This is a genomic window from Pseudomonas sp. LAM2023, from assembly GCF_016620375.1.
In the GTDB taxonomy this organism is placed as follows: Bacteria; Pseudomonadota; Gammaproteobacteria; order Pseudomonadales; family Pseudomonadaceae; genus Aquipseudomonas; species Aquipseudomonas anuradhapurensis.
Window position 1 is genome coordinate 1,004,800 of the sequence record NZ_JAENHV010000009.1, and the last position, 23,475, is coordinate 1,028,274.

Sequence of the window (23,475 nt, forward strand, 5' to 3'; positions counted from 1 at the left end):
GCTGCTGTGCAGCGGCCCCGCTTGAAGCCGAGCGCCAGTTCGTGCGTTAGAAGCTATCGCCAGGTACGCGAACCCAGCCCTCCATCAGCACCCGAGCACTGCGACTCATGATTGCCTTGGTCACTGTCCACTCACCATTCACCTGGCGCGCCTCGGCTCCCACCCGCAGGGTGCCCGAGGGGTGCCCGAAACGCACGGCGCTACGCTCGCCCCCGCCAGCAGCCAGGTTCACCAGCGTACCCGGAATGGCCGCCGCAGTACCGATAGCCACCGCCGCCGTACCCATCATGGCGTGGTGCAGCTTGCCCATGGACAGGGCCCGTACCAGCAGGTCGATATCATCCGCTTGCACCACCTTGCCACTGGACGCAGTGTAGGTGCTCGGCGGCGCGACGAAGGCCACTTTTGGCGTGTGCTGACGCCCGGCAGCCTGGTCGACATGCTCGATCAGCCCCATGCGCACGGCGCCATGGGCGCGGATCGTCTCGAAGCGCAGCAGTGCCTGCGCGTCGCCATTGATGGCATCCTGCAGTTCAGTGCCGGTGTAGCCAATGTCTGCCGCATTGACGAAGATGGTCGGGATGCCGGCATTGATCAAGGTCACCTTGAAGGTACCCACCCCCGGCACCACGAGGTCATCGACCAGGTTACCGGTGGGGAACATCGCGCCACCGTCGCCGTCTTCGTCGGCCGCCGGGTCGAGGAACTCCAGCTGCACCTCGGCGGCCGGGAAGGTCACCCCGTCCAGTTCGAAGTCGCCGGTTTCCTGCACTTCACCTTCGCTGATCGGCACGTGAGCGATGATGGTCTTGCCGATATTGGCCTGCCAGATGCGAACGGTGGCGACGCCATTGCGCGGGATGCGCGCGGGGTCGACCAGGCCGCTGCTGATGGCGAACGAACCGACTGCGGCAGAGAGGTTGCCGCAGTTACCGCTCCAGTCGACGAAGGCCTTGTCGATGCTGACCTGGCCGAACAGGTAGTCGACATCGTGATCGGGCTTGATGCTTTGCGACAGGATCACGGTCTTGCTGGTGCTCGAGGTGGCGCCGCCCATGCCGTCGATCTGCTTGCCATAGGGGTCCGGGCTGCCGATCACCCGCAGCAGCAGGGCATCGCGAGCCGGCCCGGGGATTTGCGCCCGTTCGGGCAGGTCTTGCAGGCGGAAGAACACGCCTTTGCTGGTGCCGCCACGGATGTAGGTGGCGGGGATTTTGATCTGGGGTGCATGTGCCATGGGATGTACTGTCCTGTTTGAGATGCATATGACCTCTGGGGCTGCCTTGCAGCCCATCGCGACCCAAGGCCGCTCCTACAGGGACCGCGTGACGCTTGTAGGAGCGGCCTTGTGTCGCGATGGGCCGCAAAGCGGCCCCCTGCAATTACACGGTGGCTTCGAGGAAGTCCTGGGCAAAGCGCTGCAGCACCCCGCCGGCCTCGTAAATCGACACTTCCTCGGCGGTGTCCAGGCGGCAGGTCACCGGCACTTCCAGGCGCTCGCCGCTGGCCCGGGTCACCACCAGGGTCAGGGTCGCCCGTGGCGTACGCGCACCCAGCACGTCGTAGGTCTCGCTGCCGTCCAGGCCCAGGGTCTTGCGGTCGGTACCCGGCTTGAACTCCAGCGGCAGCACACCCATGCCAACCAGGTTGGTGCGGTGGATGCGCTCGAAGCCTTCGGCGACGATCGCCTCGACCCCGGCCAGGCGCACACCCTTGGCCGCCCAGTCACGCGACGAGCCCTGGCCGTAGTCGGCGCCGGCGACGATGATCAGCGGCTGCTTGCGCTGCATGTAGGTCTCGATCGCTTCCCACATGCGGGTAACCTTGCCTTCCGGCTCGATCCGCGCCAGCGAACCCTGCTTCACGCTGCCGTCTGCATTGCGCACCATTTCGTTGAACAGCTTGGGGTTGGCGAAGGTGGCGCGCTGGGCCGTCAGGTGGTCGCCGCGGTGGGTGGCGTAGGAGTTGAAGTCCTCTTCCGGCAGGCCCATCCTGGCCAGGTACTCACCGGCGGCGCTGTCGAGCATGATAGCGTTGGACGGCGACAGGTGGTCGGTGGTGATGTTGTCCGGCAGCACGGCCAGCGGGCGCATGCCGCGCAGGGTACGTTCGCCGGCCAGCGCCCCTTCCCAGTAGGGCGGGCGGCGGATGTAGGTGCTCATCGGGCGCCAGTCGTACAGCGGCGCCACCTTCGGCCCACGGTCTTCCTCGATGGCGAACATCGGGATGTACACCTTGCGGAACTGCTCCGGCTTGACCGCTGCACGGACAACGGCGTCGATCTCCTCGTCGCTGGGCCAGATATCCTTGAGACGGATTTCCTTGCCATCGACCACGCCCAGCACATCCTTCTCGATGTCGAAGCGGATGGTACCGGCGATGGCGTAGGCCACCACCAGCGGTGGCGAGGCAAGGAACGCCTGCTTGGCATAGGGGTGGATACGCCCGTCGAAGTTGCGGTTGCCCGACAGCACGGCGGTGGCGTACAGGTCACGGTCGATGATTTCCTGCTGGATCGCTGGGTCCAGGGCGCCGGACATACCGTTGCAGGTGGTGCAGGCGAAGGCGACGATGCCAAAGCCGAGCTGCTCCAGTTCCTTTTCCAGCCCCGCCTCCTCCAGGTACAGCTGCACGGCCTTGGAGCCTGGGGCCAGCGAGGACTTGACCCATGGCTTGCGGGCCAGGCCCAGCTTGTTGGCGTTGCGCGCCAGCAGGCCTGCGGCAATCACGTTGCGCGGGTTGCTGGTGTTGGTGCAGCTGGTAATGGCCGCGATGATCACTGCGCCGTCAGGCATCTGCCCAGGCACTTCTTCCCACTTGCCGGCGATACCCTTGGCCGCCAGGTCGCTGGTGGCGACCCGGGCATGCGGGTTGGACGGGCCAGCCATGTTACGCACCACGCTGCCCAGGTCGAAGCTCAGGGTGCGCTCGTACACCGCGCCGCCCAGGCTGTCGGCCCACAGGCCGGTGGCCTTGGCATAGGTTTCCACCAGCTTGACCTGCTGCTCTTCGCGGCCGGTCAGGCGCAGGTAGTCGATGGTTTGCTGGTCGATGGCGAACATCGCTGCAGTGGCGCCGTACTCCGGGGCCATGTTGGAAATGGTGGCACGGTCGCCCAGGGTCAAGGCGCGAGCGCCCTCGCCGTGGAACTCCAGGTAGGCCCCAACGACCTTCTGCTTGCGCAGGAATTCGGTGAGGGCCAGCACCAGGTCGGTGGCGGTGATGTTCGGCGCCAGCTTGCCGGTCAGCTCGACGCCGATGATTTCCGGCAGGCGCATCCACGAGGCGCGGCCAAGCATCACGTTTTCCGCTTCCAGGCCACCCACGCCGATGGCGATCACGCCCAGGGCGTCGACGTGCGGGGTATGGCTGTCGGTGCCGACGCAGGTATCCGGGTAGGCCACGCCACGGTCGTTGTGGATGACCGGCGACATCTTCTCCAGGTTGATCTGGTGCATGATGCCGTTGCCCGGCTGGATCACGTCGACGTTCTTGAAGGCCTTCTTGGTCCAGTTGATGAAGTGGAAGCGGTCTTCGTTACGGCGGTCTTCGATGGCCCGGTTCTTTTCGAACGCCTGCGGGTCGAAGCCACCGCATTCGACGGCCAGCGAGTGGTCGACGATCAGCTGCACCGGCACCACCGGGTTGACCTGGGCCGGGTCACCGCCTTTGTCGGCAATCGCGTCACGCAGGCCGGCGAGGTCGACCAGCGCGGTCTGGCCAAGGATGTCATGGCACACCACCCGCGCCGGGAACCATGGGAAGTCGAGATCGCGCTTGCGCTCGATCAGCTGGCCCAGCGAGGCGTCGAGGGTTGCCGGGTCGCAGCGGCGCACCAGGTTTTCGGCGAGCACGCGGGAGGTGTAAGGCAGCCCATCGTAGGCGCCGGGCTTGATCGCCTCGACCGCCGCGCGGGCATCGAAATAGTCCAGGTCGGTGCCTGGCAGGTGCTTGCGAAATGCAGTGTTCATATCGTTATCAGGCTCGGTCACGGTATTCGGTATGCAGGTCTGGCCATTACGGGCGCTGCGCGCCCGTGTCGCGGCGCAAGGCCGCTCCTACACCGGAGTGGGAGCGACCCAGGCCTCAGCGCTGGTCGATCGGCACAAACTTGCGCTGCTCGACACCGACATATTCGGCGCTCGGGCGGATGATGCGGTTGTTGGCGCGCTGCTCGAAGACGTGCGCCGCCCAGCCGGTCAGGCGCGAGCAGACGAAGATCGGGGTGAACAGCTTGGTCGGAATACCCATGAAGTGATACGCCGAGGCATGGTAGAAGTCGGCATTGGGGAACAGGCGCTTCTGCTCCCACATGGTCTTGTCGATGGCTTCGGAAACCGGGTACAGGACCTTGTCGTCCACTTCGTCGGCCAGCTGTTTCGACCAGCCCTTGATCACCTCGTTGCGCGGGTCGGACTCTTTGTAGATGGCATGGCCAAAGCCCATGATCTTGTCCTTGCGCTCAAGCATGCGCAGCAGCTCGGCAGTAGCTTCCTGCGGGCTCTGGAAACGCTCGATCAGCTCCATCGCCGCCTCGTTGGCGCCACCGTGCAGCGGGCCGCGCAGCGAGCCGATGGCAGCGGTGATGCAGGAATACAGGTCGGACAAGGTCGAGGCACAGACGCGGGCGGTGAAGGTGGAAGCGTTGAATTCGTGCTCGGCGTAAAGGATCAGCGAAACGTTCATCACCTTGACGTGCAGGTCGCTGGGTTTCTTGCCGTGCAGCAGGTGCAGGAAATGCCCGCCGAGGGTGTCTTCGTCGCTGGTGCAGTCGATGCGCACGCCGTGGTGGGTGAAGCGGTACCAGTAGCACATCACCGCCGGGAACAGCGCGAGCAGGCGGTCGGTCTTCTCGCGCTGGGCTTCGAAGGTCAGCTCCGGTTCCAGGGTACCGAGCACCGAGCAACCGGTGCGCATCACGTCCATCGGGTGGGCGTCGCGCGGGATGCGCTCGAGCACTTCCTTCAGCGCCTGCGGCAGGTCACGCAGGCCCTTGAGCTTGCGCTTGTAGTCGGCCAGTTCGGCCTTGCTCGGCAGCTCGCCGTACAGCAGCAGGTAGGCGACTTCTTCGAATTCGGCACCGGCGGCCAGGTCACGCACGTCGTAACCCCGGTAGGTCAGCCCGGCACCGGCCTGGCCCACGGTGGACAATGCGGTCTGGCCGGCGACCTGGCCGCGCAGGCCTGCGCCACTGAGTACTTTTGCTTCGGCCATGGTGTTTCTCCTTTCTTGAACTTGTTTTGGAAATCTAACTGGCTAATCAGTGCTGTCTGTGCCGGCCTCTTCGCGGGCGCGCCAGCTCCTACAGGGACTGCTTGGCACTCCATGCCTGTGGGGCCCCTGTGGGAGCGGGCGCGCCCGCGAAGAGGCCAGCCGCTCCAACCGAAGCCTTCAGCCCTTCTTCTGGGCAAACAACGCATCCAGGCTCTGCTCGAAAGCGTGGTAGCCAATGGCCTCGTAGAGCTCCATGCGGGTCTGCATGGTGTCGATCACGTTCTTCTGCGTGCCATCACGGCGCAGCGCGGTATAGACATTCTCGGCGGCTTTGTTCATGGCGCGGAAGGCCGACAGCGGGTACAGCACCAGAGACACGTCGACCGAGGCCAGCTCTTCGGTGGTGTACAGCGGCGTGGCGCCGAACTCGGTGATGTTGGCCAGGATCGGTGCCTTCACCCGGTCGGCGAAGGTCTTGTACATCTGCAGCTCGGTAATGGCTTCCGGGAAGATCATGTCGGCGCCGGCCTCGACGCAGGCGGCGGCACGGTCCAGCGCAGCGTTCAGGCCCTCGACGGCCAGGGCATCGGTACGCGCCATGATCACGAAGCTGTCATCGCTACGGGCATCGACCGCGGCCTTGATGCGGTCGACCATTTCCTGCTGGCTGACGATCTCCTTGTTAGGGCGGTGGCCGCAACGCTTGGCGCCTACCTGGTCTTCGATATGAATGGCAGCCGCGCCGAACTTGCTCATCGAACGCACGGTACGGGCGACGTTGAAGGCCGAGGCACCGAAGCCGGTGTCGACATCCACCAGTAGCGGCAGGTCGCACACATCGGTGATACGGCGCACGTCGGTGAGCACGTCGTCGAGGTTGCTGATGCCCAGGTCCGGCAGGCCCAGCGAGCCGGCGGCCACGCCACCACCAGAGAGGTAGATGGCCTTGAAGCCGGCGCGCTTGGCCAGCAGCGCATGGTTGGCGTTGATGGTGCCTACCACCTGCAACGGATGTTCAGCGGCAACGGCGTCGCGGAAACGCTGACCGGGGGTGCTCTTCACAGTCATTTCTCACCTCGTGGGCTGTTGTTCTGGGCGTCCAGATAGTGACGCTCGATATTGCGCTTGGACGCGCCGATGTGGCGGCGCATCAGGAGTTCGGCCAGCTCGCCGTCACGGTCGGCGATGGCGTCGAGAATACGGTGGTGTTCGGCAAAGGCCTGGCGTGGCCGGTTCGGCGTGGCCGAAAACTGGATGCGGTACATGCGCACCAGCTGGTACAGCTCGCCACACAGCATCTTGACCAGCGTCTGGTTGCCACTGCCCTGGATGATCCGGTAGTGGAAATCGTAGTCGCCTTCCTGCTGGTAGTAGCCCAGCCCAGCCTGGAACGCGGCATCGCGCTCGTGGGTATCGAGGACCCGGCGCAGCTCGTCGATGTCGGCCTGGCTCATGCGTTCGGCGGCCAGGCGGCAGGCCATGCCTTCCAGCGACTCGCGAATTTCATACAGTTCAATCAGTTCGGCGTGGTTGAGCGACACCACTCGCGCCCCCACATGCGGCACGCGCACCAGCAGGCGCTGCCCTTCGAGGCGGTGAATGGCCTCGCGCAGCGGCCCGCGGCTGATGCCATAGGTGCGCGCCAGTTCCGGCTCGGAAATCTTGCTGCCGGGGGCGATATCACCCTTGACGATGGCCGCCTGGATGCGCCGGAAGACGTTTTCGGACAAGGTTTCCGTTTCGTCTGTCAGCACCGGGCTGGGGGTGGAGAGGTCGTGCATATTGTCGACACCTTGCAAATCTCTTGGCCAGAAACTAGCGAATCCCAGCGCAGCAGTCAAAGACAAAATGAATATTGTCGACAATCGTCTAAGAACGAACTAACACCGCCGCACCGCTGTCAGATCGCGCACCGCTGGCGTCAAGACGTCGGCGTGATAGAATGCCGCGCCTCCGTTGGAGTATGGATAACCCGTCTGTCGTCCGTTTCATGTTGTTGACAGATGAACGAGGAAGCTTGCGCAGTCGTTGCCAGTCGCCTTGCTCTGAACACGGCTTGAAGATTGCTCTGAAGATCGCGCTCGACAGAGCTCCGAAGAAAGCCCCGAACCTTGCACTGCACCGCGCCAGGAATATGAGACCTACACCCGTTCTATTGCTGCTCTGCCTCACCCTGCTGCCGGCCCTTGGCCAGGCCGCAGGCAAGACCGTCTACGGTCTCAACGAATATGCACGCCTGGGCGACCTGGATCTGGAAGTGGCAGCCAAGCTCGACACCGGCGCCAAGACCGCCTCGCTCAGTGCTCGCGACATCAAGCGCTTCAAGCGCAACGGCGAAAGCTGGGTGCGCTTCTACCTGGCCATCGACGCCGCGCATTCGCATCCCATCGAACGCCCGCTGGCGCGCGTAAGCAAGATCAAGCGCCGGGCCGGTGACTATGATGCCGAATCGGGCAAGGCCTACACCGCCCGCCCGGTCATCGAACTTGAAATCTGCATGGGCCAGGCCGTGCGCACCATCGAAGTCAACCTCACCGACCGCAGCGCGTTCCAGTTCCCGCTGCTGATCGGCTCCGAGGCGCTCAAGCACTTCGACGCGCTGGTCGACCCAAGCCTTAAATACGCGGCCGGCAAACCTGCCTGTGCCACCGACGCTCCCAAAGCAGAGTAATCCCGATGCGCTCTCTTACCCTCCATCTGAAAGTCCTGATCACCGTGCTGGTGCTGTTGGGCGTGGCGGTCACCGCTTATCAGATCTTCGTACTCGGCATCCCGGTCACCGAGGATGAAACCGACGACCTGTGGAACATCGACGCCAAGGTCGAGTTCGTGGCCAGCACCAAGGACCCGGTCAAGGTGCAGATGTTCGTGCCACCGCTGAACCGCGACTACGTCAGCCTCAACGAGAGCTTCATCTCCAATAACTACGGGGTGAGCGTCAACCGTGCCGACGGCAACCGCAAGGTCACCTGGTCGGCACGCCGCGCCAGCGGCAACCAGACCCTCTACTACCGCCTGGTGCTGACCAAGCGCTACAGCAAGGAAAAGGCCACGGTCAAAGGCCCGACCTTCCGTGACAGCCTGGCCGTGGAGGGCCCCGAGAAGATCGCCGCCGAGGCCCTGATGGCACCGATCCGCCAGCACTCGGCCGATGTCGAGACCTTCGTCAGCGAGACCATCAAGCGGGTCAACAACCTCAACGACGACAACGTCAAGCTGCTGCTGGCCGGCGACACCACGGCCATGAAGAAGGCCCAGGTCATCGACCTGCTGCTGTCGATCGCCCACGTCCCGATGGAGAAGGTGCATACCATCCGCCTGGTGGCCGACACGCCGCAAACCCCGGAACTGTGGCTGCGCAGCTTCAACGGTACCGACTGGCTGTACTTCAACCCGGACACCGGCGAGCAGGGCCTGCCCAGCGACCGCCTGCTGTGGTGGACCGGTGACGACAACCTGATCACCGTCGATGGCGGCAAGAAGGCCAACGTCACCTTCAGCATGAACAACAGCGAGATGAACGCCATCCGCCTGGCCAAGCTGACCGACGAAAATACCGACGCCGACTTCCTCGAGTACTCGCTGTACGGCCTGCCGCTGCAAACCCAGCAAACCTTCATGATCATGGTGATGATCCCGATCGGCGTGCTGGTGATCCTGGTGCTGCGCAACCTGGTCGGTCTGCAGACCCTGGGTACCTTCACCCCGGTACTGATTGCCCTGGCCTTCCGCGAAACCCAGCTGGGCTTCGGTATCGTGCTGTTCACGGTGATCACCGCCCTGGGCCTGTCGCTGCGCTCGTACCTGGAGCACCTCAAGCTGCAGATGCTGCCACGCCTGTCGGTGGTGCTGACCTTCGTCGTGGTGCTGATTGCCGCCATCAGCCTGTTCAGCCACAAGCTGGGCCTTGAGCGCGGGTTGTCGGTGGCGCTGTTCCCGATGGTGATCCTGACCATGACCATCGAACGCCTGTCCATCACCTGGGAAGAGCGTGGCGGCGGCCATGCCATGAAAGTGGCCATCGGCACCCTGTTCGCTGCGTCTTTGGCACACCTGCTGATGATGGTGCCGGAGCTGGTGTACTTCGTGTTCACCTTCCCGGCGGTGCTGCTGATCCTGGTGGGCTTCATGCTGGCGATGGGCCGCTACCGCGGCTACCGCCTGACCGAGCTCGTGCGCTTCAAGGCATTCCTGAAGAAGGCTGACGCCTGATGTTTGGCCTGATCAAGACGTGGAAAGCCCTGGAGGCCCGGGGCATCATGGGTATCAATCGGCGCAACGCGGACTACGTGTTGAAGTACAACAAGCGCCACCTGTACCCGATCGTCGACGACAAGATCATCACCAAGGAGCGTGCCCTGGCGGCCGGCATCCATGTGCCGGAGATGTACGGCATCATCGAAACCGAAAAGGAAATCGACAAGCTCGACCAGATCATTGGCGGGCGCAGCGATTTCGTCATCAAGCCGGCGCAGGGCGCCGGCGGTGACGGCATCCTGGTGATCGCCGATCGCTTCGAGGACCGCTACCGCACGGTGTCGGGCAAGATCATCAGCCATGAGGAAATCGAGCACCAGATTTCCAGCATCCTCACCGGCCTGTACTCGCTGGGTGGCCACCGTGACCGCGCGCTGATCGAATACCGGGTAACCCCCGACCAGATCTTCAAGAGCATCAGCTACGAAGGTGTACCGGACATCCGCATCATCGTGCTGATGGGTTACCCGGTAATGGCCATGCTGCGCCTGCCGACCCGCCAGTCCGGCGGCAAGGCCAACCTGCACCAGGGCGCCATCGGCGTGGGCGTCGACCTGGCCACTGGGGTGACCCTGCGCGGCACCTGGCTGAACAACATCATCAGCAAGCACCCGGACACCACCAACGCGGTCGACGGCGTGCAGTTGCCGAACTGGGACGGCTTCATGAAGCTGGCCGCCGGCTGCTACGAGCTGTGTGGCCTGGGCTACATCGGTGTCGACATGGTCCTGGACCAGGACAAGGGGCCGCTGATCCTGGAACTCAACGCCCGCCCGGGCCTGAACATCCAGATTGCCAACGACTGCGGGCTGACCCAGCGCACCCATGCCATCGAGGCCCACCTGGAGGCGCTGGCCAAGGATGGCATCACCGAGGATGCCGAACAGCGGGTGCGGGTATCGCAAGGGCTGTTCGGCCACGTGCATCCGCGCTGAAATCGTCGGGGCTGCTGCGCAGCCCATCGCGACACAAGGCCGCTCCTGCAGGAGACATCGCCCCATGCAGCTGGCGCACTCCCTTGCAGGAGCGGCCTTGTGTCGCGATAGGGCCGCAAAGCGGCCCCAAGGGCGAAACCTGGTGTTTGAATGTCGCCACAAAGCTAGGCGCATTTCCTACACAGGACTACAATCGCCCTCCTCGCTTTTACATCGCCGTCCACATTGATGCCGACCTGTACGCTCCACCCTCTGCCCTACCAGCCCGACCCTGCCGCCTATTTCGCCCGCCTGCGCCAGGCACCCGGTGCGATCCTGCTCGACAGCGCCCGCCCCGGCGCCGAGCGCGGCCGCTTCGACCTGCTCAGCGCCTGGCCGGTGCAACAGTTGCAGGCGCAACCTGGCGAAGATGGCCGCGCCTTCCTCCAGCGCCTGCGCACGGGCCTGGCGCAACTGGGCCATGCCCAGCTGCCCGAGGGCAGCGAGCTGCCGTTCGCTGGTGGCCTGATCGGTTACCTGAGCTATGACTTCGGTCGGCGCCTGGAACAGTTGCCCAGCCTGGCCGTTGACGACCTCGGCCTGCCAGATGCGCAACTGGGCCTGTATGCCTGGGCGCTGGTCAGCGACCACCAGTGCGCGACCAGCCAGCTGGTCTTTCATCCGAGCCTGGCCAGCCAGGAACGCGAACGCCTAATCAGCCTGTTCGAAGGCACCGACAACAGTGCAAACGGCCGCTTCGAGCTGCTGGCACCGATGGCCGGCGACCTTCAGCCCGCACAGTACAAGGCGGCGTTCGACCAGGTGCAGTGCTACATCCAGGCGGGCGACTGCTACCAGATCAACCTCACCCAGCGCTTCCGCGCGCCCTGCCAGGGCGACCCGTGGCACGCCTACCAGGCCTTGCGCAAAGCCTGCCCAACGCCGTTCTCCGGCTACCAGCAGCTGGCCGACGGCAGCGCCTTGCTGAGTTTTTCGCCCGAGCGCTTCATCCGCGTCAGCCAGCGCCAGGTGGAAACCCGACCGATCAAGGGCACTCGCCCGCGCGCCAGCAACCCCGTCGAAGATGCGCACAATGCCGAGCAGCTGCGGCACAGCGCCAAGGACCGCTCGGAAAACCTGATGATCGTCGACCTGCTGCGCAACGACTTGGGGCGCACCTGCGAAATCGGCTCGGTGAAAGTGCCGGAACTGTTCAGCCTGGAGAGCTACCCCAACGTGCATCATCTGGTCAGCAGCATCACCGGTCGGCTAGCCAGCAACAAGGACGCTCTGGACCTGATCGGCGACAGCTTCCCCGGTGGCTCGATCACCGGCGCCCCGAAGATCCGCGCCATGCAGATCATCGACGAGCTGGAGCCGACGCGCCGCACGCTGTACTGCGGGTCACTGCTTTACCTGGACGTGCGTGGCGAGATGGACAGCTCGATCGCCATTCGCAGCCTGCTGGTCAAGCGTGGGCAGGTCTGCTGCTGGGGCGGCGGTGCCGTGGTGGCCGATTCCGAGTGGCAGGCAGAATATGAGGAATCGATTGCCAAGGTGCGGGTGTTGATGGAGACGCTGCAAGGCTTGTGACCGGCGTCTACCCCGCCATTTTTTGTTACCATCAGCCCATTACGAGCGCACAGCGCCACAGCCAAGATGGAAACCGCCTGATGAGCCAACCCTTCGACGTCGCCGCCCTGGCCGCGACCTACGCCAACAAGTCCCCGCAGGACATCCTCAAGCTCGCCTTCGAGCACTTCGGCGATGACCTGTGGATTTCCTTCAGCGGCGCCGAGGACGTGGTGCTGGTCGACATGGCCTGGAAGCTGAACAAACAGGTCAAGGTGTTCAGCCTCGACACCGGCCGCCTGCACCCGGAGACCTACCGGTTCATCGACCAGGTGCGCGAGCAGTACAACCTGCCGATCGAAATCCTCAGCCCCGACCGCGCCAAGCTCGACCCGTTCGTCAAGGAAAAGGGCCTGTTCAGCTTCTACAAGGACGGCCACGGCGAGTGCTGCGGCATCCGCAAGATAGAGCCGCTGCGGCGCAAGCTGGCGACCGTGAGCGCCTGGGCCACCGGCCAGCGGCGCGACCAGAGCCCGGGCACCCGCAGCCAGGTAGCGGCACTGGAAATAGACAGCGCCTTCTCTACCCCCGAGCGCACCTTGTACAAGTTCAACCCGCTGGCGCAGATGACCAGCGAAGAGGTATGGGGTTATATCCGCATGCTCGAACTGCCTTACAACAGCTTGCATGAGCGCGGCTTCATCAGCATCGGCTGCGAACCCTGCACCCGGCCGGTGCTGCCGAACCAGCATGAGCGCGAGGGGCGCTGGTGGTGGGAGGAGTCGACCCAGAAGGAATGCGGGTTACACGCAGGCAACCTGATTACCAAGGCGTGAAAGTGCCGGGGCCGCTTCGCGCCCCATCGCGACCCAAGGCCGCCTCTACAGGTTATCGCATGCCCCTGTAGGAGCGGCCTTGTGTCGCGATGGGGCGCAAAGCGGCCCCGACAGCCTCGAATCAGTGCACTGGCAGTTCGACACCTTCGAACAGCTCTTCCAGTTCCTGCTTGTTATGGCACTGGATGGCCTTGGCCATCACTTCACGGGTCAGGTGCGGGGCGAACTTCTCGATAAAGTCGCACATGAAGCCACGCAGGAAGGTGCCACGGCGGAAGCCGATCTTGGTGACGCTGGCTTCGAACAGCTCGCTGGCATCGAGGGCCACCAGGTCACTGTCCAGCTTGGCGTCCACCGCCATGCCGGCGACGATACCCACGCCCAGCCCCAGCCGCACATAAGTCTTGATCACGTCGGCATCCGCCGCAGTGAACACCACTTTCGGCGTCAGGCCACGGTGGTTGAAGGCCTCGTCCAGCTTCGAACGCCCGGTAAAACCGAACACATAGGTCACGATCGGGTATTCAGCGACGGCTTCCAGGGTGAGTTTGGGCAATTTCGCCAACGGGTGCCCCTGCGGCACCACCACGCAACGGTTCCACTTGTAGCACGGCATCATGATCAGGTCGCCGAACAGCTCCAGCGCCTCGGTGGCGATGGCGAAGTCAACCGTGCCGTCCGCAGCCATCTCGGCAATCTGCATGGGCGAACCCTGGTGCATATGCAGGGACACTTCCGGATACTGCTTGATGAAGCTGCTGATCACCGGCGGCAAGGCATAACGCGCCTGGGTATGGGTGGTGGCGATGGACAGCGTGCCCTTTTTCTCGTTGGAAAATTCCTGGGCTATCTGCTTGATGCTTTCGACCTTGCGCAGGATCTCGCCGGCCGTATTGATGATGCGCTCACCGGCCGGGGTGACACGGGTCAGGTGCTTGCCGCTGCGGGCAAAGACTTCAACACCCAGCTCATCCTCGAGCAGGCGGATCTGCTTGCTGATACCCGGCTGGGAGGTATACAGGCTCTGCGCCGTCGCGGAGACGTTGAGGTCATGGTGCGCCACTTCCCAGATGTAGCGCAATTGTTGAAGCTTCATAGGTTCCCCTCGGTTCAGCAATGAGTCCGCGGCAGCAGGCAGCGTCGATATATAACTATATTAGTGGTTCTGGAAATAAATCTAGAACTATTTTGTTACATACCCCGGGAAATGGCCTACGGCCACCTTCATGCTTTCCTACGCCCCAAATGCTGCGCCAATGGCACCATGTACACCGGCACCGGCGACAGTTGCAGCAGCCGCACCGCCGTACGCCCCAAGGGCACGTCCACGCCCGCACCGGCACTGTGGCTACCGAAAATCAGCAGGTCGACACTCAGCCGCTGCGCCTGGTCGAGGATCACCTGCGCCGGGTCGCCCTGGCGTACCCGCACCGCCTTGATCAGCGCCAGGTCGGCCGCTTCGCCCAGCTCGTCGCGAAAATTCTCCAGCACACGCTGCTCGATGTTAGCCATTACCGTGTTCACCCCCTGGCTGTGCAGTTGGTCGAGCGTCTGCTCATCGAGGTAGCTTTGCAGCAGCGATTCGGCGAACTGCCCCATCGGTTCCACCGCATGGATCACATACAACTCGGCACCGAAGGTACGCGCCAGCGCCAGTGCGTGCTGCATGACAAAAGGGGCGTAGACACCGAGGTCAGTGGCGTACAGCATGGCGCGGATCATTCGACCTCCTCGACTGCCGCTACGGCAGAGCAAGCTTCAGCTTAGCAGCGCCCCGCAGGCATGCCTTGCCGTCCGGCGCACTGCCAGCCCGGCCCGCAGCGCCTTAGCCGGCCTGCCCGCTGCGGTCGATGAAGGCCAGCGCCTGGTACAGCATTTCCATGCGCGGCAAGCGGCAGCCTGCGGCACGGGCCTGGGCCAATGGCTCGGCATAGATGGCCTGCAACTCCAGCCGGCGCTTGTGCACGTGGTCGTGGTACATGCTGGGCCAGTAATCGGGCATACGCTCGGTCACCTGCAACAGGTGCTCGGCATAGCCCGCGGGCAACACATGGCCACATGCCGCAGCGCCCTGCACCACCTCGCCCATCAACGCCTGGATCAGGGCACGGCTGTGGCTGTCGCTCATCAGCGCCGTGGTGCTGGCAGCAAGCAGCACCGACAGGCCGTTATACGGCACGTTCCAGACCAGCTTCTGCCAGCGCGCCTGGGCCAGGTCGGGCATGGCCTGCGAATCGATGCCCGCAGCGCGGAACAGCGCCGCGCCTTCCTCGACCAGCGCGGCACCGCCATCACTGGCCGGGCCACTGTGATAGCCAAGGTTGACCGCGCCAAGCGCCTGGTGACGGATCACGCCGGGCGCCTGGCGGTTGACGCAGATGAAACACAGGCCGCCAAGCAGGTGCATGTCATTGCGCAACGCCGGCCGCAGCTGCTCTTCCACGCCCAGGCCGTTCTGCAGCAGCACAACCTTGGCGCCAGGGGCCGCGGCCTGCACGATCAACGGCGCCAACTGGTCATTGCTGGTAGCCTTGGCCCCCACCAGCAGCCAGTCGCACGGCGGCATGTCGGCGGCACTGGCATAGGCCTGCACGTTGATCTGCAGGGTGCCGTGCACGGCACTCTCCAGGGTCACCCCACGCTCACGGACAACGTCGTACTCGCTGCGCAACAGAAAATGCACATCACAGCCGGCCCGGGCCAGCATCAACCCATAGAAGCCGCCGATGGCGCCACTGCCGATAATGCCGATACGTGGGGTATACGAATGCATGCCGATCTCCCGATAAAAGTCAGGCTTCTTTTTACACAGGTTGCGCAGCGCTGGGCAGCCTGTTTGCGGCAAACACCCGCCATCTCGGAAAAACCCCACACGGACGGGGCCCAGCCCATTGTCGCGCCACCTGTAACGCGCTAAGGTTCGGCTCCCCGCTGCGATTATTCTTGCTGCTGGGCCGCACGGGGATAGTTGGCGGCCGGCACCGTGACCTGACGAGTAACACGATGGCTGATTTACCGATCGATGACTTGAACGTTGCCTCCAACGAGACGCTGATCACCCCCGATCAGCTGAAGAAGGAAATCCCCCTCAGCGCCAAGGCCCTGCAGACCGTGACTGCCGGCCGTGAAGTGGTGCGCAATATTCTCGACGGCAAGGACCATCGCCTGTTCGTCGTGGTCGGCCCTTGCTCCATCCACGACATCAAGGCGGCCCACGAGTACGCCGAACGCCTCAAGGTACTGGCCGAGGAGGTGTCCGACACGCTGTACCTGGTCATGCGCGTTTATTTCGAAAAACCGCGCACCACCGTCGGCTGGAAAGGCCTGATCAACGACCCGTACCTGGATGACTCGTTCAAGATCCAGGATGGCCTGCACATCGGCCGCAAACTGCTGCTGGACCTGGCCGAAATGGGCCTGCCGACCGCCACCGAAGCGCTCGACCCGATCTCCCCGCAATACCTGCAGGACCTGATCAGCTGGTCGGCGATCGGTGCCCGCACCACCGAATCGCAGACCCACCGCGAGATGGCCTCGGGCCTGTCTTCGGCGGTCGGCTTCAAGAACGGCACCGATGGCGGCCTGACCGTTGCCATCAATGCCTTGCAGTCGGTGTCCAAGCCGCACCGCTTCCTCGGCATCAACCAGGAAGGCGGCGTGTCGATCGTCACCACCAAGGGCAACCCGTACGGTCACGTGGTGCTGCGCGGCGGCAACGGCAAGCCGAACTACGACTCGGTCAGCGTGGCCCTGTGCGAGCAGGACCTGGCCAAGGCCAGGATCAAGGCCAACATCATGGTCGACTGCAGCCACGCCAACTCCAACAAGGACCCGGCCCTGCAACCGCTGGTGATGGAAAACGTTGCCAATCAGATCCTCGAAGGCAACCAGTCGATCATCGGCCTGATGGTAGAGAGCCACCTGAATTGGGGTTGCCAGTCGATTCCCAAGAACCTGGACGAGCTGCAGTATGGTGTATCGATCACCGATGCCTGCATCGACTGGACGGCTACCGAGAAGGCTCTGCGCAGCATGCGCGCCAAGCTGAAGGATGTGCTGCCGCAGCGTAAGCGCGGCTGATACACAAAGACGGGGCCGCTTCACGCCCCATCGCCGGCAACCCGGTGATGGGGCGTGAAGCGGCCCCGCCTTTTTTACAGAATCAGACCTTGCTGGAATGCCGCTGTTGGCGCTCCATGTAGCGCTCCACATACGAGCAGGACGGAATCACCGTGTAGCCCATCTGTTCGGCATATTCCAGGGCCCGTTCAGTCAGGGCGGCTGCAATACCGCGACCGCGCAGGGCGTTGGGCACGAAGGTGCGATAGATGTCCAGCGTCTGCTTGCCCAGATCCATGTACGTCAGATAGGCACGATGACCGTCCACGTTGGTCTCGAACTGATGACCGGCCTGGTCATGGTGGATGGTCAGCGCTTCGCTCATCACTACTCCTCGCAGGTCTTCTCGGCAGACCCATACCTTAACCGATGGTGGTTTATCCGGCACAGAATGCTCTACGCCACCTGTTGCCCCTTCGACCACTGGACGATTGCAATCGTTCGGATCCTCTGGCACTCACAAGATAGTAGGCGCCGCGAGCGGGATTGCTCAAGGTGGTGGCGGTTAAAAATGGCGAAATTTCAGCCACAGCGACTCTTGGCCGCATGCCGGCAAGCCACCGGATGTACTAGGGCTTAAGACGCTGAAGGACAGTTAAAGTCACCGTTAGTTCAGCAAAAAAGTTACCGTAGTACAAACGCTTGCGCGCCCTGCGCGTTTTTTACTCAGTGCCTGCCGCGAATCTTGTCAGGACGGCGTCAAGCAACATTTTTTTTGCAGTTCTTGCGCTTAGTCAGTTTACTTACTACAAGTAATGGGTACTATGTACGCCGGCCAGTTTCTCTTTTCCGAGAGATGGCTATTTAATAGAAAGTCCTTGAAGGGGAACACGATGAACAACGTTCTGAAATTCTCTGCTCTGGCTCTGGCCGCAGTTCTGGCTACCGGTTGCAGCAGCGTATCCAAAGAAACCGAAGCTCGTCTGACTGCGACTGAAGACGCAGCAGCTCGCGCTCAAGCTCGTGCTGACGAAGCCTACCGTAAGGCTGACGACGCACTGGCAGCCGCTCAGAAGGCTCAGCAGACCGCTGACGAAGCCAACGAGCGCGCTCTGCGTATGCTGGACAAAGCCAGCCGCAAGTAATAATCCTCACGGATTGTTATGGAGCCGACCCACTTGTGGGTCGGCTTTTTTATTGCCTGCGCACCAGGCAAACGTGCCAGGCGGAAACGAAAAGGCCTGCACTAAGGCAGGCCCGGGTGTGTCGCAATTTACCCTATTGCAGTTCGGCGGGAATGCTCGAGACCATCGGCGCGCCAGCCTGGCCCTGGGTGGGCACGGCAATTTCCACCGGCATGCCATCTTCGGCAGCCACCACATCGCGCACCATATCCCAGTTCATGCGCAGGTTGTTGGCCAAGTCTTCACGCTTGAGCAAGGCATTGATCACAGCGGTGTGTTTATCGACCACCGACGGGTTACCCTGGTCGTCCAGCGGCGTGTGCGCCTCCAGATAGACCTTGCCGCCACTGATACCGAACTTGTAAGGCTCATTGATGATGCGTACCGGTGTACCCACCGGCACCATCTTCGACAGTTCCAGCACATTGTTGTTGAGCATGCGGAAGCAACCATGGCTGGTACGCATGCCGATGCCGAACTTCTTGTTCGAACCATGAATCAGGTAACCCGGCACGCCCAGGGTGAACTTGAACGGCCCCAGCGGGTTGTCCGGGCCAGCCGGTACCACGCTCGGCAGGATGTCGCCGTCAGCGGCGTGCTCGGCGCGGATCGACGCTGGTGGTGTCCAGGTCGGGTTCGGCGTCTTGGCGGTGATCTTGGTGTTGGCGATCGGCGAACCCCAGCCCTCGCGACCGATGCCCAGCGGGAAGGTATGCACCACGTTCTGCCCTTTCGGGAAGTAGTACATACGGTACTCGGCGAGGTTGATGACGATGCCCTCGCGCGGGCCAGGCGGCAGGATGTAGCGGGTCGGCAGGATGATTTCGGTGCCGGCGCCCGGCAACCACGGGTCCACGCCCGGGTTGGCAGCGATCATTTCCAGGTAGCCGAGGTCGTTGGCGGTGCCTATGTCGGCGAAGGTGTCCTCGTACTTCGCCTTGATCACATGCACCTGGCCGACGATGTCTTCACCGGGCGGTGGCAGTGGCAGCTCCAGCGCAGCAGCGGGGCCCGCTACCAGCAGGGCGGCCAGGGACAGGCTACGGGTGACGGCAGGAAAGCGCGGCAACATCCGGTAAATCCTTCGAAAGATGGGTCAAGAGAATCGATTGTACACCTGTGCTGACGCAAGCGGGAGGCGTTGGCAGCAAGCAAGCGTTTCAGATGATGAAAGGCGCCACGCTCAGCTGCTCTGCAGCTCCGGCCACACCGGGCGCATGCCGCGCCGCTGGGCATCCAGGATGGCGCGGCACAGGTCGCACAGGCGGCCGTCGCGGTAGATCGAGGGCGGCACCCCCGACCAGCGCGGTTGCGCCGGCAGCAGGCCACCGCACAGGGTACGGTCGACCGGCACGCCCAGTTCCAGCTGGCGGGCCACCAGATGGACGCGGATTTCCTGGCAGGCGAACAGGTCGAGCTGCTCATCAGGCTCGATCAGTTGGTAGGCATACAAGGACCAGGCAGGGCGCGGCATCGGGGGCACTCGAAACGGGGGGCGCAACATTAGCCGAAAGCCGGCGCCGTTTAAAGCATCACAGCAAGGGTTTTATCGCCGGCCAGGCATTTTCCAGCAGGCGCTGCTGGGCGGCCTGGGCCGGGTGGATACCATCGGCCTGCATCAAGCCCGGCACGCCGCCTACCCCTTCGAGGAAAAACGGCACCAACGGGACCTGTTTTTCCGCCGCCAGCTGTTCATACACCTGGGCGAAGGCCGTGGTATAGCGCACGCCGTAATTGGGTGGCAGGCGCATGCCCAGCAACACCACCTTGGCCCCGGCCTGGCGTGCGCTTTCGATCATCGAGGCAAGATTTTGTTGCAATTGCGCGGTCGGCTGCCCGCGCAGGCCATCATTGCCGCCAAGTTCCAGCACCACCAGGCTCGGCTTGTGCGCTGCAAGCAGCGCCGGCAGCCGCGCCTGGCCACCTGCACTGGTGTCGCCACTGATCGAGGCGTTGACCACCTGTTCGTCGAAACCTTCGTCCCTGAGGCGGGTCTGCAACAAGGAGACCCAGCCCTGGCGGGTATCCAGGCCGAAACCGGCGCTGATACTATCGCCGACAACCAGCAACGTTCCCGCCGCCGCGCTCTGGGCCAGGCAATACAGGGCCAGACCGGCACTCAACCACCACACTCGCATCGGATTCTCCATGGGCCCCAGCATTCTCGTTGCGCAGAACCTTAGCAAAGTGGTCCCCAGCGCGGAAGGTGACCTGACCATCCTGCAGGCGCTGTCCCTCGACCTGGCCCAGGGCGACAGCCTGGCCATCGTCGGCGCCTCGGGTTCGGGCAAGTCGACCCTGCTCGGCCTGCTCGCCGGGCTCGACCAGCCCAGCGCCGGCAAGGTCATCCTCGCCGGCCACGACCTGGGGCCGCTGGATGAAGACCAGCGCGCGCGAGTGCGCGCCGAACATGTGGGTTTCGTGTTCCAGTCGTTCCAGCTGCTCGACAGCCTCAACGCCCTGGAAAACGTCATGCTGCCGCTGGAGCTGGACGGCCGCCGCGATGCCCGGGAACAAGCCCGCACGCTGCTCGAACGGGTCGGCCTGGGCAAGCGCCTCAGCCACACCCCGCGCCAGCTGTCGGGCGGTGAACAACAGCGGGTGGCCATTGCCCGTGCCTTTGCCGCCCATCCGGCGGTGCTGTTCGCCGACGAGCCGACCGGCAACCTCGACAGCCATACCGGCGAGCGTATCAGCGACCTGCTGTTCGAGCTGAACAAGGAACGCGGTACCACCTTGGTGCTGGTCACCCATGACGAACGCCTGGCCCGGCGCTGCCGCCGCCAGATCCGCCTGGACGCGGGCCGCCTGGTGGCACCGGTGGAGGCCTGATGACCCACATGCCGCTGTCCCGCCTGTGCGGCCTGGCCCTGCGCCAGTTGCTGCGCGACATTCGTGCCAGTGAAGTGCGCGTGCTGTTCTTCGCCCTGCTGGTGGCCGTCGCGGCCAGCACCGCCATCGGCTATTTCGGCGCACGCCTCAACGGCGCCATGCAACTGCGCGCCAGTGAATTCCTCGGCGCCGACCTGGTGCTGCAGGGCAGTTCCCCGGCCCGCGAACAACAGCTCGCTGCCGGCCAGGCGCTTGGCTTGCAGCATGCCCAGGTGGTCGAGTTCACCAGCGTGGTGGGTGGCGACAACGGCATTCAGTTGTCCAGCGTCAAGGCCGCCGACGCTGCCTACCCGTTGCGCGGGCAAGTGCGCAGCGCCGCACAACCCTATGCGACGGAAACCCCTGGCGGCGGGCCGGCGCCGGGCGAGGCATGGGTCGAACCGCGCCTGCTGGCGGCGTTGGGGCTGCCGGTAGGCGCCAGCATCGATGTCGGCATGAAAACCCTGCGCATCAGCCGTGTGCTGACCTACGAGCCGGACCGCGCCAACAACTTCTACAGCCTGACTCCGCGGGTGATGATGAACCTCGCCGACCTGCAAGCCACCGGGGTGATTCAGCCGGGCAGCCGGGTGACCTACCGTGACCTGTGGCGCGGCGCACCTGACGCACTGGGGCGTTACCGCCAGGCCGTGGAAAAAGACCTGGCCGCCAACCAGCGCTTGCGCGATACCCGCGATGGCAACCAGCAGATCGGCGGTGCCCTGGGCAAAGCCGAGCGTTACCTGAACATGGCCAGCCTGGTGGCGGTGCTGCTGGCCGGCGTGGCCGTCGCCCTGTCGGCCAGCCGCTACGCAGCACGCCGCCTGGACGCCAGCGCCCTGCTACGCTGCCTGGGCCTCTCGCAACGCCAGGCACTGGGCCTGTATTGCCTGCAGCTGACCATGCTCGGCCTGGTCGCCGCCGTGGTCGGCGCCCTGTTCGGCTGGCTGGCCCAACTCGGCCTGTTCCGTCTGCTGCATGGCTTGCTGCCAAGCGTGGTCCCCCCTGGCGGCATCGTCCCGGCGTTGGCCGGCATCGCTACCGGGCTGGTGGCCCTGGCAGGCTTCGCCCTGCCCCCCATCGCTGCACTGGGCAAGGTACCGCCGCTGCGCGTGCTGCGCCGCGACCTGCTGCCAATACCGACCAGCAGTTGGCTGGTGTATGGCACCGCCCTGCTCGCCCTCGGCCTGATCATGTGGCGCCTGAGCCTCGACCTGCTGCTCACCTTCGCTCTGCTCGGTGGTGGCCTGGTCGCCGCGCTGCTGCTTGGCAGCCTGCTGTTGCTCGGCCTGCGCAGCCTGCGTCAATTACTGGCCGGGGCACCACTGACCTGGCGCCTGGGGTTGGGCCAACTGTTGCGCCACCCCATGGCCGCCGCCGGCCAGGCCCTGGCCTTCGGCCTGATCCTGTTGGCCATGGCCCTGGTCGCCCTGCTACGCGCCGAACTGCTCGACACCTGGCAAGCGCAATTGCCCAAGGATGCGCCCAACCATTTTGCCCTGAACATCCTGCCAGATGACCGCGAACCTTTCGCCCGCCAGCTGCATCAGGTCAACGCGACCTCGGCGCCACTGTACCCGGTGACGCCGGGTCGCCTGGTGCAGATCAATGCGCAGCCGGTGCAGCAGGTGGTGAGCAAGGATTCGGCCGGCGAGCGCGCCGTGCAACGTGACCTCAGCCTGACCTGGGCTGCCGACCTGCCCGAAGGCAATGAACTGACCGCGGGCAGTTGGTGGCAGGCATTACCCCCGGCAGGGGAGATACCCGGGGTGTCGGTGGAGGCGGAGCTGGCCAGCAGCCTGAAACTGCAGTTGGGCGACCTGCTGACCTTCGACATCGGCGGCCAGCAGCACCAGGCCAGGGTCAGCAGCCTGCGCAGCGTGCATTGGGACAGCTTCCAGCCGAACTTCTACATGATCTTCCAGCCCGGCACGCTGCAAGGGCTGCCCACTACCTACCTGACCAGCTTCTACCTGGCGCCGGGTCATGATCTTGACGTAGTAGCGTTGTCACGGGCGTTTCCGGCAGTGACCATCCTGCAGGTCGACGCCCTGCTCGATCAGCTGCGCAGCATCCTCGCCCAGGTCACCCTGGCAGTGGAGTACGTGTTGCTGTTCGTCCTGGCGGCGGGGCTGGCGGTGTTGTTCGCTGGCTTGCAGGCGACCCTGGACGAACGCATCCGCCAGGGCGCCTTGCTGCGCGCACTGGGCGCGGCACGGCCATTGCTGGTCAGGGCACGGCGGATCGAGTTCGGCTTGCTGGGTGCCGCCAGCGGGCTGTTGGCGGCGATTGGCTGCGAACTGATAACGCTGGTGCTGTACCGCTATGCGTTCGACCTGCACTGGAGCCCGCATCCGTGGCTGCTGGCGTTGCCAGTGGCGGGCGCGCTACTGGTCGGCGGTGCCGGGGTACTGGGGACGCGGCGGGCGTTGAATGCCAGCCCGCTGGCGGTCCTGCGGGAAAGTTGAGGGTTACCTGGGGCGGCCCCTTTGCGAGTAAACCCGCTCCCACAAAGGGTGCACATTGCTCAGTGACCAGGCTGTACCCGTGAGCGGGTTTTCCCTGCAG

General features: G+C 64.1%; 21 protein-coding genes. 9 read left to right on the forward strand and 12 right to left on the reverse strand.

Going from position 1 to position 23,475, the window contains the following annotated elements; all coding sequences use genetic code 11:
- Positions 1–46 precede the first annotated feature (46 nt).
- From prpF to JKP78_RS04715, 5 genes are all read right to left on the reverse strand, one after another.
- Complete coding sequence (gene prpF, locus JKP78_RS04695) at positions 47–1,237, reverse strand: 2-methylaconitate cis-trans isomerase PrpF (protein WP_200626136.1); 1,191 nt, start codon at positions 1,235–1,237, stop codon at positions 47–49.
- Between the two features lie 145 nt (positions 1,238–1,382).
- Positions 1,383–3,971, reverse strand: a complete 2,589-nt coding sequence (gene acnD / locus JKP78_RS04700; RefSeq protein ID WP_200626137.1) for a Fe/S-dependent 2-methylisocitrate dehydratase AcnD — start codon at positions 3,969–3,971, stop codon at positions 1,383–1,385.
- A 115-nt stretch (positions 3,972–4,086) separates the two neighbouring features.
- Positions 4,087–5,214, reverse strand: a complete 1,128-nt coding sequence (prpC, locus tag JKP78_RS04705; RefSeq protein WP_186684469.1) for a bifunctional 2-methylcitrate synthase/citrate synthase — start codon at positions 5,212–5,214, stop codon at positions 4,087–4,089.
- Between the two features lie 177 nt (positions 5,215–5,391).
- Positions 5,392–6,282: a methylisocitrate lyase gene (prpB, locus tag JKP78_RS04710; RefSeq protein WP_170029231.1), complete on the reverse strand. Its 891-nt coding sequence runs from the start codon at positions 6,280–6,282 to the stop codon at positions 5,392–5,394.
- Positions 6,279–6,995, reverse strand: coding sequence for a GntR family transcriptional regulator (locus JKP78_RS04715; protein ID WP_186675846.1), 717 nt, complete (start codon positions 6,993–6,995; stop codon positions 6,279–6,281). The genes prpB and JKP78_RS04715 overlap by 4 nt, the downstream gene beginning before the upstream one ends.
- A gap of 353 nt (positions 6,996–7,348) precedes the next feature.
- Here JKP78_RS04715 and rloA point away from each other — a divergent pair, with 353 nt between their 5' ends.
- The 5 genes from rloA to JKP78_RS04740 all read left to right on the forward strand — a co-directional run bounded on the left by rloA (position 7,349) and on the right by JKP78_RS04740 (position 12,793).
- Positions 7,349–7,885 carry a retropepsin-like aspartic peptidase RloA gene (gene rloA, locus JKP78_RS04720; protein ID WP_170029229.1) on the forward strand — a complete coding sequence of 179 codons (537 nt, stop codon included), beginning with the start codon at positions 7,349–7,351 and terminating at the stop codon, positions 7,883–7,885.
- A 5-nt stretch (positions 7,886–7,890) separates the two neighbouring features.
- Positions 7,891–9,426, forward strand: coding sequence for an osmotic stress tolerance membrane protein RloB (gene rloB / locus JKP78_RS04725; RefSeq protein ID WP_170029228.1), 1,536 nt, complete (start codon positions 7,891–7,893; stop codon positions 9,424–9,426).
- Positions 9,426–10,406: an alpha-L-glutamate ligase-like protein gene (locus JKP78_RS04730; RefSeq protein ID WP_170029227.1), complete on the forward strand. Its 981-nt coding sequence runs from the start codon at positions 9,426–9,428 to the stop codon at positions 10,404–10,406. Before rloB ends, JKP78_RS04730 begins: the two co-directional genes overlap by 1 nt.
- A gap of 228 nt (positions 10,407–10,634) precedes the next feature.
- On the forward strand, positions 10,635–11,978 hold the full coding sequence (gene pabB, locus JKP78_RS04735) for an aminodeoxychorismate synthase component I (protein ID WP_186684467.1): 1,344 nt from the start codon (positions 10,635–10,637) through the stop codon (positions 11,976–11,978).
- An 80-nt stretch (positions 11,979–12,058) separates the two neighbouring features.
- Positions 12,059–12,793: a phosphoadenylyl-sulfate reductase gene (locus tag JKP78_RS04740; RefSeq protein WP_189665487.1), complete on the forward strand. Its 735-nt coding sequence runs from the start codon at positions 12,059–12,061 to the stop codon at positions 12,791–12,793.
- A gap of 121 nt (positions 12,794–12,914) precedes the next feature.
- Here JKP78_RS04740 and cysB read toward each other — a convergent pair whose 3' ends face one another.
- The 3 genes from cysB to JKP78_RS04755 all read right to left on the reverse strand — a co-directional run bounded on the left by cysB (position 12,915) and on the right by JKP78_RS04755 (position 15,566).
- A complete protein-coding gene (gene cysB / locus JKP78_RS04745; RefSeq protein ID WP_170029225.1) occupies positions 12,915–13,889 on the reverse strand; it encodes an HTH-type transcriptional regulator CysB in 975 nt (324 codons plus the stop codon).
- A gap of 128 nt (positions 13,890–14,017) precedes the next feature.
- Positions 14,018–14,515, reverse strand: a complete 498-nt coding sequence (locus JKP78_RS04750) for a universal stress protein (RefSeq protein ID WP_186684465.1) — start codon at positions 14,513–14,515, stop codon at positions 14,018–14,020.
- A gap of 103 nt (positions 14,516–14,618) precedes the next feature.
- Entirely contained in the window at positions 14,619–15,566 is a 948-nt protein-coding gene (locus tag JKP78_RS04755; protein WP_186684463.1) for a putative 2-dehydropantoate 2-reductase, read from the reverse strand.
- Between the two features lie 230 nt (positions 15,567–15,796).
- Here JKP78_RS04755 and JKP78_RS04760 point away from each other — a divergent pair, with 230 nt between their 5' ends.
- Positions 15,797–16,873, forward strand: a complete 1,077-nt coding sequence (locus JKP78_RS04760) for a 3-deoxy-7-phosphoheptulonate synthase (protein WP_200626138.1) — start codon at positions 15,797–15,799, stop codon at positions 16,871–16,873.
- 82 nt (positions 16,874–16,955) lie between these two features.
- Here the strand turns inward: JKP78_RS04760 and JKP78_RS04765 are convergent, their stop codons facing one another.
- Complete coding sequence (locus JKP78_RS04765) at positions 16,956–17,237, reverse strand: GNAT family N-acetyltransferase (RefSeq protein ID WP_025338432.1); 282 nt, start codon at positions 17,235–17,237, stop codon at positions 16,956–16,958.
- Positions 17,238–17,745: 508 nt separating this feature from the next.
- Here JKP78_RS04765 and oprI point away from each other — a divergent pair.
- On the forward strand, positions 17,746–17,997 hold the full coding sequence (oprI, locus tag JKP78_RS04770) for an outer membrane lipoprotei OprI (RefSeq protein WP_003259780.1): 252 nt from the start codon (positions 17,746–17,748) through the stop codon (positions 17,995–17,997).
- Between the two features lie 133 nt (positions 17,998–18,130).
- Here oprI and JKP78_RS04775 read toward each other — a convergent pair whose 3' ends face one another.
- The 3 genes from JKP78_RS04775 to JKP78_RS04785 all read right to left on the reverse strand — a co-directional run bounded on the left by JKP78_RS04775 (position 18,131) and on the right by JKP78_RS04785 (position 20,174).
- The gene (locus tag JKP78_RS04775; protein ID WP_170029221.1) at positions 18,131–19,108 is read right to left on the reverse strand and encodes a L,D-transpeptidase family protein; all 978 of its coding nucleotides are present in this window, start codon (positions 19,106–19,108) and stop codon (positions 18,131–18,133) included.
- Positions 19,109–19,219: 111 nt separating this feature from the next.
- Positions 19,220–19,510: a hypothetical protein gene (locus JKP78_RS04780; RefSeq protein WP_186690244.1), complete on the reverse strand. Its 291-nt coding sequence runs from the start codon at positions 19,508–19,510 to the stop codon at positions 19,220–19,222.
- A gap of 58 nt (positions 19,511–19,568) precedes the next feature.
- Positions 19,569–20,174: an arylesterase gene (locus tag JKP78_RS04785; RefSeq protein WP_186690246.1), complete on the reverse strand. Its 606-nt coding sequence runs from the start codon at positions 20,172–20,174 to the stop codon at positions 19,569–19,571.
- A gap of 10 nt (positions 20,175–20,184) precedes the next feature.
- Between JKP78_RS04785 and JKP78_RS04790 the strand changes: the two genes are divergently transcribed.
- Together JKP78_RS04790 and JKP78_RS04795 are read left to right on the forward strand one after the other, a co-directional pair.
- On the forward strand, positions 20,185–20,868 hold the full coding sequence (locus tag JKP78_RS04790) for an ABC transporter ATP-binding protein (protein WP_170029218.1): 684 nt from the start codon (positions 20,185–20,187) through the stop codon (positions 20,866–20,868).
- Positions 20,868–23,375, forward strand: a complete 2,508-nt coding sequence (locus JKP78_RS04795) for an ABC transporter permease (RefSeq protein WP_200626139.1) — start codon at positions 20,868–20,870, stop codon at positions 23,373–23,375. Before JKP78_RS04790 ends, JKP78_RS04795 begins: the two co-directional genes overlap by 1 nt.
- Positions 23,376–23,475 lie beyond the last annotated feature (100 nt).

Coding starts and splice junctions, on each gene's coding strand:
- oprI (WP_003259780.1), top strand. CDS start 17,746: ATGAACAACGTTCTGAAATTCTCTGCTCTGGCTCTGGCCGCAGTTCTG.
- cysB (WP_170029225.1), bottom strand. CDS start 13,889: ATGAAGCTTCAACAATTGCGCTACATCTGGGAAGTGGCGCACCATGAC.
- JKP78_RS04790 (WP_170029218.1), top strand. CDS start 20,185: ATGGGCCCCAGCATTCTCGTTGCGCAGAACCTTAGCAAAGTGGTCCCC.
- prpB (WP_170029231.1), bottom strand. CDS start 6,282: ATGACTGTGAAGAGCACCCCCGGTCAGCGTTTCCGCGACGCCGTTGCC.
- JKP78_RS04775 (WP_170029221.1), bottom strand. CDS start 19,108: ATGTTGCCGCGCTTTCCTGCCGTCACCCGTAGCCTGTCCCTGGCCGCC.
- JKP78_RS04795 (WP_200626139.1), top strand. CDS start 20,868: ATGACCCACATGCCGCTGTCCCGCCTGTGCGGCCTGGCCCTGCGCCAG.
- JKP78_RS04755 (WP_186684463.1), bottom strand. CDS start 15,566: ATGCATTCGTATACCCCACGTATCGGCATTATCGGCAGTGGCGCCATC.
- JKP78_RS04750 (WP_186684465.1), bottom strand. CDS start 14,515: ATGATCCGCGCCATGCTGTACGCCACTGACCTCGGTGTCTACGCCCCT.
- prpC (WP_186684469.1), bottom strand. CDS start 5,214: ATGGCCGAAGCAAAAGTACTCAGTGGCGCAGGCCTGCGCGGCCAGGTC.
- JKP78_RS04740 (WP_189665487.1), top strand. CDS start 12,059: ATGAGCCAACCCTTCGACGTCGCCGCCCTGGCCGCGACCTACGCCAAC.
- pabB (WP_186684467.1), top strand. CDS start 10,635: ATGCCGACCTGTACGCTCCACCCTCTGCCCTACCAGCCCGACCCTGCC.
- JKP78_RS04730 (WP_170029227.1), top strand. CDS start 9,426: ATGTTTGGCCTGATCAAGACGTGGAAAGCCCTGGAGGCCCGGGGCATC.
- JKP78_RS04715 (WP_186675846.1), bottom strand. CDS start 6,995: ATGCACGACCTCTCCACCCCCAGCCCGGTGCTGACAGACGAAACGGAA.
- prpF (WP_200626136.1), bottom strand. CDS start 1,237: ATGGCACATGCACCCCAGATCAAAATCCCCGCCACCTACATCCGTGGC.
- JKP78_RS04785 (WP_186690246.1), bottom strand. CDS start 20,174: ATGCGAGTGTGGTGGTTGAGTGCCGGTCTGGCCCTGTATTGCCTGGCC.
- JKP78_RS04765 (WP_025338432.1), bottom strand. CDS start 17,237: ATGAGCGAAGCGCTGACCATCCACCATGACCAGGCCGGTCATCAGTTC.
- rloA (WP_170029229.1), top strand. CDS start 7,349: ATGAGACCTACACCCGTTCTATTGCTGCTCTGCCTCACCCTGCTGCCG.
- JKP78_RS04780 (WP_186690244.1), bottom strand. CDS start 19,510: ATGCCGCGCCCTGCCTGGTCCTTGTATGCCTACCAACTGATCGAGCCT.
- acnD (WP_200626137.1), bottom strand. CDS start 3,971: ATGAACACTGCATTTCGCAAGCACCTGCCAGGCACCGACCTGGACTAT.
- JKP78_RS04760 (WP_200626138.1), top strand. CDS start 15,797: ATGGCTGATTTACCGATCGATGACTTGAACGTTGCCTCCAACGAGACG.
- rloB (WP_170029228.1), top strand. CDS start 7,891: ATGCGCTCTCTTACCCTCCATCTGAAAGTCCTGATCACCGTGCTGGTG.